Origin of the sequence: Vibrio sp. 10N.261.51.F11 (assembly GCF_041471665.1) — a bacterium.
Lineage (GTDB): Bacteria > Pseudomonadota > Gammaproteobacteria > Enterobacterales > Vibrionaceae > Vibrio > Vibrio crassostreae_C.
In genome coordinates, this window is the sequence record NZ_JBFROW010000044.1 from 24918 (window position 1) to 36520 (window position 11603).

Here is an 11603-nt window from a genome sequence, read left to right on the forward strand (position 1 = left end):
AAAAATGGCATATACTCATTAGCATTATTCCAAATAGGAAACTCATATGAATATTGAGAAACTATCACGCCTCGACTTAAACCTACTGGTTTGCTTACAGGTTCTGATGGAAGAGCTAAGCGTCACGCGCACCGCACATCGATTGTGTCTGAGTCAATCGGCTGTAAGTAAATCGTTAGCCAAGCTTCGTGAACAATTTAATGACCCTCTTTTCACGCGAAGCGCACATGGCCTGAGACCAACACCGAAAGCTGTTTTCCTTAAGCCTCGCTTAGAAACGTTGATCAACCAACTTGATGTTCTCACTCAGCCTGAGACATTCATTCCCAATAACAGCGACCACAGCTTTCACATCGCTGCCGTTGAGAGTGTTTACCCGCTGATTCTTCCGCACTTCTTACCAGCGATATTTCGACAAGCCCCTAAGGTGAATATCAACACCCACGCTTGGACGGAGCAAACCTTTAAGAAGCTGCAGCTCGGTGAGCTCGATATCGGACTCACAGGTAAAGACATCGACATCAACGACGCACGTTTAACTATGCTGCCGCCAGATGATATTTGCGAGCAAGAGATCTACCGTGACGCGCAGATGTGTGTGCTAAGACGCAACCACCCCGCTCTGAATGGCAAATGGGATCTGGAAACCTACCTTGCACAGCGTCATGTACAAGTAAGATGTGATGGTAACGATCGTTGGCTGCTCGACTATAAGCTTGCCGACCTTGGTCACCAACGTGATATCGCTATTTCTGTTCCAGACTTCAATAGCGCCGCAAGCCTATGTACCTACACCGACTTTGTGTTTACTGCACCAAGCCACTTTACTTACCTCGTCGCCAAGCAACTCGACTTAGTGGTTGTCCCTTTACCGATGGAATTCCCACCGATGGCATACACTCTGTTTTGGCACCGTGACAGAGAAAATGACCCAGCGTTAACTTGGCTACGAGATATCATCAAAGAAAAAACTCTGCACCTTAGATAAAAATGGCGTACAGCGTTTGCAGCAAACGAACAAAAGCGCTAGCTTATTGACCTAATAAGTCCCCTCGCATGTATATCGACTGTGAGTGTTAACAAGGACCCTAATAATAAGGATAAACACAGATGCACAATATCACTGCTGAACGCGTTGCTGCGGTTCGAGCTTGGCTTGAAACAAACAACCTAGATGCCGTTATCATTCCACATGAAGACGAATATCTAGGTGAATACGTTCCTGCTCATAACGAGCGACTTCACTGGTTAACAGGTTTCACTGGCTCTGCTGGTGCGGCAGTTATCACTCGTGAGAACGCTGCTATTTTTGTTGATGGTCGCTACACGGTTCAGGTTCGTAAGCAGGTACCAGCAGAGTTATTTGAGTATCGCCACCTTATTGAAGAGCCGGCTTTAGATTGGATCACCAGTTCTCTAGCACAAGGCAGCAAGGTTGCATTCGACCCACGCATGCACACTGCTGCTTGGTTGAAAGGCGCTCAAGCTAAACTGGCAGAGAAAGTTGAACTAACAACACTATCTTCGAATCCAATTGATGAGCTTTGGTCTGATCGTCCTGAGCCGGTGGTATCTGATGTTCGCTTAATGGCAACAGACGCAGTAGGCCAATCAAGTGAAAGCAAACGTGCGGAGATTGCTGGCTTACTAAAAGCCAAAGGTGCTGATGCCGCTATCCTTACGGAACTCGATTCGATCTGTTGGTTGCTTAACATTCGCGGCTTGGACGTATCTCGCCTACCTGTTGTGTTATCCAATGCGATCATCCACGCCGATGAAAGCGTCGACTTCTTCCTAGACCCAGCTCGTATTCCTACGGGCTTTGAAGCACACGTTGGCAATGGTATTCGCGTATCTCACCCATCAGAGCTTGAAGCACGCCTTCAATCTTTGGAAGGCAAAAATGTATCTGTCGATTCAGGTACCAGTAACGCTTGGTACACGCTGGTTCTACAAAACTCTGGTGCTCATATCATTGAAGCAGCAGACCCATGCCTAATGCCAAAAGCAGCAAAGAATGAAACTGAAATTGCCGGCATGAAAGCGTGTCACATTCGTGATGGCGTTGCGATGGCGAAGTTCCTATCTTGGATTGATGCAGAAGTCACGCAAGGTAATCTGCACAATGAAGCTGTGCTAGCAGACAAAGTTCAATCATTCCGCGAACAAGACCCAACGCTGATGGACCTAAGTTTTGACACGATTTCAGCAGCAGGCGGCAACGCAGCAATGTGTCACTACAACCACGAGAACCAACCTGAACCAGGTCAGTTAGAGATGAATACTCTTTACCTAGTCGATTCAGGCGGTCAGTACCTAGATGGTACAACCGACATCACTCGAACTATCGCGATTGGCCAGCCAAGCGACGAAATGATCCAGCAGTTCACGTTAGCGCTTAAAGGTCACATCGGTATCGCGCGTGCACGTTTCCCACAGGGTACTCGTGGTTTCCAACTTGATATTCTAGCTCGCCAACACTTATGGGCAGAAGGCTTCGACTACGACCACGGTACTGGTCACGGTGTTGGTCATTTCCTAAGTGTTCATGAAGGTCCGCAAAGCATCTCTAAGAAGCTAATCGATGTACCTCTTGTTGAAGGCATGGTGTTATCAAACGAGCCGGGTTACTACCGTGCAGATGAATTTGGTATCCGTATCGAAAACCTAGAACTGGTGGTTGAGCTGCCAACTCAAGGTGACTTCTCAGTACTAACGTTTGAGTCGCTAACACGTTGCCCTATCGATAAGCGCAACATCAACGTCGATTTACTGACACGACCTGAACTTGCATGGCTTAATGATTACCACCAGAAAGTATGGAACGATGTTAGCCCATTAGTTGAAGGTGATACATTGGAATGGTTACGCCAATCAACCACTCCACTTGCTCATGCTTAATGCTTAATGCTTAATGCTTAATGCTTAATGCTTAATGCTTAGCTAATTCAAACTTAATGAAATGAAAAACGGCCACCTTAGGGTAGCCGTTTTTATTTGTCGATTTAACTTCGTCGATGTTTCACGTGGAACATAAATCTGCGTGTTCGCTAACCAGAGTAAGCACTGTGCCAGTCTCTCCACACAGGATCAAAACCACGTTGACGAATCATTGACTCAACATCGGCAGCACTTCGCTCATCACTTATTTCAAATTGCTCGAGTTCTTCTTCATCAGAAGCATAACCACCAGGCTGGGTTTTAGACGCAGCCGACATACTGGTGATTCCCAATGGCAACACATTGTCACGGAAAGCTGCAGACTCACGAGTCGAGAGAGACAATTCAACCTCAGGGTTTAATAAACGATACGCACAGATAAGTTGAACCAACTGTTTATCACTCATAATCGATTTAGGCTGCAAACCACCCTCACAAGGACGAAGACGTGGGAATGAAATCGAGTAACGTGTTTGCCAATAAGTACGCTCAAGATAGTCTAAGTGAGCGGCCACGAAGAAACAGTCGGTACGCCAATCTTCCAAACCAATCAAGGCACCAATACCTATCTTATCGATCCCCGCTTTTGCCAAGCGATCAGGGGTTTCAAGACGGTATTCAAAATCCATTTTATTGCCACGTAGATGATGTTCAGCGTAAGTTCTTGGCTGATAAGTTTCTTGGTAAACCATAACAGCATCTAGGCCGAGAGTTTTAAGCTCTGCGTAATCATGTTGATCAAGCGGCTGCACTTCCATCGCAAGGTAGTTGAATTGCTTTTTGATATTCGGCAACACCTGTCGAAAGTAATTCATCCCGACCTTAGTTTCATGTTCACCGGTGACCAACAAAACGCTATCGAACTTCATCTTTTTGATAGCCGCACTTTCGGCATCAATTTCATCCAAAGTAAGCGTGCGGCGCTTAATGCGGTTCTCCATTGAGAAACCACAATACGTGCACGCATTCGCACATAGGTTCGAGAGGTACAATGGAATATACAACGACATTGTATTACCAAATCGCTTACGAGTTAGCGCCAACGATTGTTGTGCCATCTGCTCTAAGTAAGGTTCTGCCGCCGGAGAGATCAGAGCCTTAAAGTCTTCTAAGTCGCGTTTAGGCTTACTCAGAGCACGCTCAACATCCGCTGCCGTTTTACTGAAGATAGACATACCAATGTCATCCCAGTTGAGCTGTTTAAATCGATCAACAAACGTCATAGGGACACTACTCGTCTAGAAATGAAGTTAGCGGACTAGAAGCAACCGCGTGAGACACCTGACCAGCAAGACCAGAAAGGTAAGCCATACGACCCGCTTCAACTGCCAGCTTAAAGGCAATCGCCATATCAACGGGTTGTTTAGAAGCGGCAATCGCCGTATTAACTAGAACCGCATCCGCGCCCATTTCCATTGCACGAGCAGCATGCGATGGTGCGCCTATGCCTGCATCCACAATCACAGGGACATTCGCTTGGTCGATAATGATCTCTAAGAAATCTGCCGAAGCGATACCTTTATTTGAACCAATCGGCGCACCTAGCGGCATAACCGCAGCGCAACCCACCTCTTCCAAGCGTTTACACAATACTGGATCGGCATGACAGTAAGGCAACACAACAAAACCATCTTTAACCAGTTGCTCAGCAGCTTTAAGCGTCTCAATTGGGTCTGGCATCAAGTACTTTGGATCTGGGTGAATTTCCAGTTTAAGCCAGTTTGTGCCTAGCGCTTCACGAGCCAAATGCGCAGCAAAGACGGCATCTTTTGCATTCTTCGCCCCAGAGGTATTCGGTAGCAAGTTCACGCCAGCATCAATGATTGGTTGTAAAATGTCGTCTTGCTCAGAGCGAATATCGACTCTCTTCAACGCCATGGTTGCCAGTTGCGAACCTGAAGCTTCAATAGCACTCGCCATCAAATGCTTGTTTGCGAACTTCCCGGTTCCAGTGAAGAGTCGTGATTGAAACGTTTTATCAGCGATAGTTAACATGGTTAGCCTCCTGCAATGGCTTGGAAAAGAGAAATAGCATCGCCTTCATTGACGACAGTTTGTTGCCACTGGCTGCGCGGGACAACCGCATTATTGATTGCAAATACACAACCTAGATCAGGTAATGATAGAGCTTGGATAATGTCCGCTAGAGACGACAAGTGCGCGACCTGTTCTGGTTGCTCGTTTATAGAGATCGTTATATGACTCATTGGATTTCTTCTTCTAAATGCTTAACTGCAGACGCACTGCACACGGAACATTCACTATCTTGAGTGACCATTAAGTTTTGCCAGTTCATCGTTTGGCCATCGAACAGTTTGAGCTGGTGTGTTGCTACCTGAAACTCACCACGAGTTAAACGTTGAATAGCAGCCAAAGCTTGAAGGTTACCTATGGTGCCAACAACCGGGCCTATGACGCCGCTATCACTACAACGAGTCGTTTGTGGATGATGACTGAACGGAAACAAACAGTGATAGCACCCTTTCTGATTCTGATAATCAAAGACAATAAACTGGCCTTTCCAACCGATTGCAGATCCAGAAATCAAAGGTGTATTGCTGCCGAAACACGCTTGGTTAACCTGCTGGCGTGACGCAAAGTTGTCCGTACAATCCAACACCAAATCAGCGAGCATCACTTCAAGTTCAAGCTGACTGTCACTCATTCGCTGATTGATGGTTCTAACTTGACTGCGACTATTGAGCTCAGTCAGTTGTTGCTTCATAGCTTCGACTTTAGGCGAACCTAACTGACTTTCTTTGAACGCGACCTGTCGTTGCAGGTTAGACGAATCCACACAGTCATCATCAACCAACACGATCTTTCCGACCCCCGAAGCCGCAAGGTAAAGAGCGGCAGCATTGCCTAAGCCACCACAACCAATCACTAACACATGGCTGTTTAATAGGTTTCGTTGCCCTTGCTCACCGACTTCAGGTAACGCAATTTGTCGTTGATAACGAATAAACTCAAAATCACTCACCATAGCTAGGCTCCTGCGCAACCTCTTCACCAATATTTGAAGGTTTAGGCGTCATCAGTTTTTCAAAAAACTCGATCACTTTCTTTGGGTCTTCCGACAATGTAATCGCACGTACCACAGCCAAACTCGACACCCCACACTCCCACACCTGCTCAGCTGTCGATTGGTCAATACCGCCAATAGCAACCGTTGGATAACCAGTGAGTTGTTCTGTGTATGGGATAGTATCAATCAGCTGTTGATACAGAGATAAACGAACCAATCCCTGAGGCTTTGATGGCATCTGTTTAGTTATTGTTGGGAAGATGTGGCCTAGCGCAATATAGCTTGGGTTAATCTGAACAATGCGTAGCAACTCGTAATAGCCATGAGTCGATAACCCAATCTTTATACCCGCGAAGCTCAACTGTGAGAGGTTTGATTCTTCAATATCCTCTTGCCCTAAATGAACACCAAAAGCGTCATGCTTGAGTGCAAGCTGCCAGTAATCATTGATAAAAACTTGAGCGTTATACTCACGACCAAGATCGATAGATCGTGCGACTTGTTGTTCTAAATCCGCTTGCTGTGGATTCTTAATACGTAGTTGGACAGTGTTGATACCAAGCTTGAGCAATCTTTCGATCCACTCAACATCATCAACTACTGGGTATAAACCGAGGCTACTCTTACTCAACTCAGGAAAAGAAAGTGATGTCCCTTGGTTAGCCCAACCTACGCTTATGTCCAATCGTTGATCTTCAAGAACAGGGATAGGAAAGTTTTGGTAATGTGCAGGCCATGTTCCACGTGAAACATTGGACGCTGCGCGAGCTAAAACAAGTGCGTCTTCTAATGGGAACTCCAACGCCAACAAAGTAAGTAACCAGGCAAAATGGCCGTGATTATCTAACTCCTGATGAGCTGTAGTGTCATTCTTGATGACACGATTAGCATCTAGGTGTGACCAGATATCCAGTACAGCTGAATCACCTGAGACACCGATATAGATGGTATTCGGAGTTTCTGTAAAGGCATCACAAACGTCAGTTAACGCGACTGAATTACTGTAATCAACAACATGGTTCAGTTCCGCTAACTTACACTCTGCCAATGAATCAACATCATGAGCGAAGCCAATAGATAACGCCTGCTGAGAATCAACGATAGAGAAGTATTGAGTTGGGCTTACACCCAACTCAACCGCATCAGTTGCCAAGCCTTGTCGCTTAGCAACCAATAGACAGTTCTGCACCTCTCCCGTTAACTCAATATTTTGAGATGGGATGAGTATCTTCACTGTCATTATTCCTCTAATTGAGCTTCTTTTGCGGCTACTGCAGGATGATAAAGTTCAGAGCCAGTATCACGGAACTCTTGTGATTTTTGACGCATCCCTTCCAACGGGTTATCTAGCATCTTAATCTCGATAGCCTGATCCGCGGCTACTTGTTCGGTGTCTTTCGCATACTCTCGAACTTCTTGAGAAATCTTCATCGAGCAGAATTTAGGTCCACACATTGAGCAGAAGTGAGCAACCTTGCCCGACTCTTGTGGCAGAGTTTCATCATGGAAAGAACGCGCGGTTTCAGGATCTAAAGCTAGATTGAATTGGTCTTCCCAACGGAATTCAAAACGTGCCTTTGATAATGCATTATCTCGGATTTGTGCGCCCGGATGCCCTTTTGCCAAGTCTGCTGCATGTGCTGCCAGCTTGTAAGTAATCAAGCCAGTCTTCACATCTTCTTTATTTGGTAAGCCCAAATGCTCTTTAGGTGTTACATAACAAAGCATCGCACAGCCGTACCAACCAATCATCGCCGCGCCAATACCAGAGGTAATATGGTCGTAACCAGGGGCAATATCTGTCGTCAATGGGCCTAAAGTATAGAAAGGCGCTTCATGGCAGTGCTCTAACTGCTCGTCCATATTCTCTTTAATCAGGTGCATTGGTACATGTCCAGGGCCTTCAATGATCACCTGAACGTCATATTCCCAAGCCACTTTAGTCAACTCACCTAGAGTACGTAACTCCGAGAATTGAGCCTCATCATTAGCATCTGCAATTGAGCCCGGGCGTAAACCGTCACCTAATGACAGAGCAACATCGTACTTCGCACAGATCTCACAGATCTCACGGAAGTGGGTATAAAGGAAACTTTCTTGGTGATGAGCAAGACACCATTTCGCAATGATGGAGCCGCCACGAGAGACAATACCAGTCACACGTTTAGCGGTCATAGGAACGTAGCGAAGCAATAAGCCTGCGTGGATAGTAAAGTAATCAACACCCTGCTCTGCTTGTTCAATCAAGGTATCGCGCATCACTTCCCAGTTAAGGTCTTCCGCAACGCCATTCACTTTTTCAAGCGCTTGATACATAGGAACCGTACCAATTGGTACTGGGCTATTACGTAGGATCCATTCGCGAGTCTCATGAATATTACGACCAGTAGAAAGGTCCATCACTGTATCGCCACCCCAGCGAGTCGACCATACTAGCTTCTCAACTTCTTCTTCAATCGAAGAGCTTACTGAAGAGTTACCGATATTAGCGTTCACCTTCACTAAGAAGTTTCGACCAATAATCATCGGTTCTGATTCTGGGTGGTTGATGTTTGAAGGGATAATAGCTCGACCTTCAGCAACCTCTTTACGCACGAACTCAGGAGTAATTTCTTTCGGCAGGTTTGCACCAAAGTTATGGCCAGGGTGTTGATGGTTAAGCTGCTCATCAGCGAACTTCTGACGTCCCATGTTCTCACGTATGGCAATGTACTCCATTTCAGGTGTGATAATACCCTGACGAGCATAGTGCAGCTGAGTAACACATTGGTTGTCTGTCGCGCGACGAATTCTAGGCAGGTTGCCGTAGCGAAGGTCGTCTAGAGTTTCATCTTCTAAACGTTCTTTGGTGTAAACAGAGCTTACGTCGTCTAACAGTTCCGTATCACCACGCTCTTCAATCCATTGCTCTCGCAACTTAGGAAGACCGCTATACAGGTCTATTTGATGTGTAGGGTCTGTGTAAACACCTGAGGTATCGTAAACTTGAATGGGTACATTAGGTTCGAATACAGGCTCTTTTTTGGTACCACCAACAAGGCTATCAGCGAGTGATATTTCTCGGACAGGGACTTGAATGTCCTCTCGAGATCCTTGGATGTAAGCTTTTTTTGAGTTTGGGTAGGGTTGTACGGATAAAGAATCAATGAAATTCTTCGCTTCCAGTCTTGCTTGTTTACGAGTCGACATAGCATTTTTCCTTGGCTTTTAGCCATTATTTATAGGGATAAAAATGCTTGACGGATTAGATGCTACAAGAGGGATCACGGTAAGAAATACAGTTGTGATCTGGAGATAGATCTCTAGAAGGATTCTAGTTAGATATCTACTCTTGTTCCCTTCGCAGGTATTAGCCTGATCAGGTTCAACGGATCCCGAGTTAACGGTCTCAGCCATATGGCACTCCGACAAGTTCGATCGAGTATATAAAAACGGCTTGGATAAACCAAGCCGAGTTGTTAACAAATCGTAAGAAAGTTTTAAGACTTTATCAAAAGTTGGAAGCCGATCCATGCGGCTGAAATACTGAGTACCACGTTGAGTAGCACATTGAGTCCCATCTTAAAGAAAGCACCCTGCTGCATAAGAAGTACGTTATCCATCGAAAATGTAGAAAATGTTGTCAGTGCTCCTAGGAAACCAAGACCGATGATCTGCCTCCATGGTTCTGTCGCAACCATTTCATTCTCAAACGCTGCGATAAGTAACCCCATAATTAAAGAACCAATTACGTTAACAGTCAGCGTACCATAAGGAAAACCACGCCCTAGCATCACCACACATAACTCTGAAATCAAATAACGCGAACAAGCACCAAATGCGCCACCAATGGCAATAAAACCTAAAATAGATAACTGACCCATGAATCCTCCCAAACAATAGTCCCTATATTCTAGCTTTACCGCCGATAAAAGCGAGGGTAGAAACTAAGAATGCATGCGCAAATATTAAACGTTACAGGTGTCACTTAACTTCAATATATCCCATTAAACCCGTTTTCATGTGTTCTATAACATGACAGTGGTACATCCAGCGGCCAGGGTTATGCGCAACAAATGCAGCTTTAGCTCGGCCGTTTTTTCCAAGTAACACGGTATCGGTGTGGAAAGGTTCTTCAATTTTTTTACCATCAAGTTCCAATACAGTGAATGTATGACCATGAATATGAATCGGGTGATGATATTGAGTGACGTTCTTAAGATCGAATATGTAAGTATTACCTAGATCTAAAGTCGCCAACGGCTCAGGGATATTATCTTTGCTCATCCCCTCCCATGCTCGTTTATTAGTAAGCCAAAATTTAGGCATCGATTTACCATCTTTAGATACAGGTGAAACTGCACCCTCCCACTCGAACACAAAATCGATCTCTTCAGCATTAGCAAGATCTAGGTTAGGTACTGGATTCAATGGTAATAATGGTAACACTCGCTCTTGAGTAAATGCTGAATCTACGACTTCAAATTCACACAAAGAAAAAGGGAAACGCCCCTTCATTTGGAGAACGTTAACTCGCTCACCAGCTTTAGGAGCAATCAGTCCGATATCAACACGCATCCCTGGACCAATTTTATGTTGAGTCAGTTTGTAAGGCATTTTCACAGGGTTACCATCAATGGCAATCACCCATGCCTCAGCCCCTTCGATAGCAATAGGGTAAGTGATCGTATTGTCGACATTAGCGATACGTAGCCTGGTTGTTGCATGTTGTTTTAACTCATAGACAGGCTCATGTATTCCATTAACGCTACTCCACTCTCCTGGCGTACCCATACGAGCACTGAGTCGTGGGATCATTAGATCTTTCCATTGGCCTTTCTTATCTATATGCCAATGTTTAAGCATCAGTGCGTGCTCTTCATCAAACGGCACTGGAATGCTCTCCTCAACGATAATTAGACCAACCAAGCCCATACCAAGCTGCTTAACGCTGTTCATATGTGGGTGATACCAAAACGTGCCAGCATCTGGTGGCGTAAATTCATAAATGAATGTTTCACCTGGCATGATCGGTGGTTGGCTCAAGAAGGGAACCCCATCCATTTCGATAGGAATCCTTAAACCATGCCAATGAATAGTTGTCGGTTCTGATAGCTTGTTGGTAAAACGGATCGTTACCTTTTCACCTTGTCGACATCGAATCGTTGGTGCTGGAATCTGACCATTAAAGCCTAGAATATCAGTCTCAAACCCCGTCACGAGTTCAGCGGTTGAAGGCTCTGCCGTTAAGTCATAAACATACTTTCCTTGTTCATCAACCGACCGTTTCATTGAGCAAGCGGGCAGTACAGTGAGTGCAGATATAGCGAGAGATGATTGAATAAACTTACGACGGGAGATATCCATATTTGTTGCCTTTTAGTAATAACGACTAAAATTTAACAAAATATTGAGAACAGTTCTCATAAAGAAGCGTAGTTTGTGCTGTTGGTTGTTTATAAAAGAGACTGGGATAAGTAAGCACTTACACTTTTAAGGCCAGGTTTTATTAAAAGCAGGAATTACCGACTAATACCAATTAAAGTAAAAATGTGATCTAATTAAGATTGATGAATTATTGTGAAATTTAGCCATGGATAGCCTTAATAACACTGACTTCAAAAAGCTTGCGAGCCAGCAAAAAACCATTCAGATG

Annotated in this window: 10 protein-coding genes and 1 riboswitch; of the genes, 2 read left to right on the plus strand and 8 right to left on the minus strand. The window is 45.0% G+C overall.

Going from position 1 to position 11603, the window contains the following annotated elements; all coding sequences use genetic code 11:
* Positions 1-46 precede the first annotated feature (46 nt).
* Complete coding sequence (locus AB4351_RS15055; protein WP_017061320.1) at positions 47-988, plus strand: LysR substrate-binding domain-containing protein; 942 nt, start codon at positions 47-49, stop codon at positions 986-988.
* Between the two features lie 122 nt (positions 989-1110).
* Positions 1111-2901 (plus strand): aminopeptidase P family protein, encoded by a 1791-nt coding sequence (locus AB4351_RS15060; RefSeq protein ID WP_102393433.1) that lies wholly within the window; start codon positions 1111-1113, stop codon positions 2899-2901.
* Positions 2902-3050: 149 nt separating this feature from the next.
* On the opposite strand, the gene thiH is transcribed toward AB4351_RS15060, so the two are convergent.
* The 8 genes from thiH to AB4351_RS15100 all read right to left on the minus strand — a co-directional run bounded on the left by thiH (position 3051) and on the right by AB4351_RS15100 (position 11314).
* The gene (thiH, locus tag AB4351_RS15065; RefSeq protein WP_372126439.1) at positions 3051-4163 is read right to left on the minus strand and encodes a 2-iminoacetate synthase ThiH; all 1113 of its coding nucleotides are present in this window, start codon (positions 4161-4163) and stop codon (positions 3051-3053) included.
* A 7-nt stretch (positions 4164-4170) separates the two neighbouring features.
* Positions 4171-4935: a thiazole synthase gene (locus AB4351_RS15070; protein WP_371694313.1), complete on the minus strand. Its 765-nt coding sequence runs from the start codon at positions 4933-4935 to the stop codon at positions 4171-4173.
* Between the two features lie 2 nt (positions 4936-4937).
* Positions 4938-5147 carry a sulfur carrier protein ThiS gene (thiS, locus tag AB4351_RS15075; RefSeq protein WP_017085664.1) on the minus strand — a complete coding sequence of 70 codons (210 nt, stop codon included), beginning with the start codon at positions 5145-5147 and terminating at the stop codon, positions 4938-4940.
* Positions 5144-5926, minus strand: coding sequence for a ThiF family adenylyltransferase (locus AB4351_RS15080; RefSeq protein WP_372126441.1), 783 nt, complete (start codon positions 5924-5926; stop codon positions 5144-5146). Before AB4351_RS15080 ends, thiS begins: the two co-directional genes overlap by 4 nt.
* Entirely contained in the window at positions 5916-7208 is a 1293-nt protein-coding gene (locus AB4351_RS15085) for a thiamine phosphate synthase (RefSeq protein WP_372126443.1), read from the minus strand. The genes AB4351_RS15080 and AB4351_RS15085 overlap by 11 nt, the downstream gene beginning before the upstream one ends.
* Complete coding sequence (gene thiC / locus AB4351_RS15090) at positions 7208-9157, minus strand: phosphomethylpyrimidine synthase ThiC (RefSeq protein ID WP_065606650.1); 1950 nt, start codon at positions 9155-9157, stop codon at positions 7208-7210. Before thiC ends, AB4351_RS15085 begins: the two co-directional genes overlap by 1 nt.
* Positions 9158-9286: 129 nt before the next feature.
* Positions 9287-9385, minus strand: a riboswitch (TPP riboswitch).
* A 62-nt stretch (positions 9386-9447) separates the two neighbouring features.
* Positions 9448-9831 carry a fluoride efflux transporter CrcB gene (gene crcB / locus AB4351_RS15095; protein ID WP_004736665.1) on the minus strand — a complete coding sequence of 128 codons (384 nt, stop codon included), beginning with the start codon at positions 9829-9831 and terminating at the stop codon, positions 9448-9450.
* A 100-nt stretch (positions 9832-9931) separates the two neighbouring features.
* Complete coding sequence (locus AB4351_RS15100; protein WP_372126445.1) at positions 9932-11314, minus strand: multicopper oxidase family protein; 1383 nt, start codon at positions 11312-11314, stop codon at positions 9932-9934.
* Between the last annotated feature and the right edge of the window lie 289 nt (positions 11315-11603).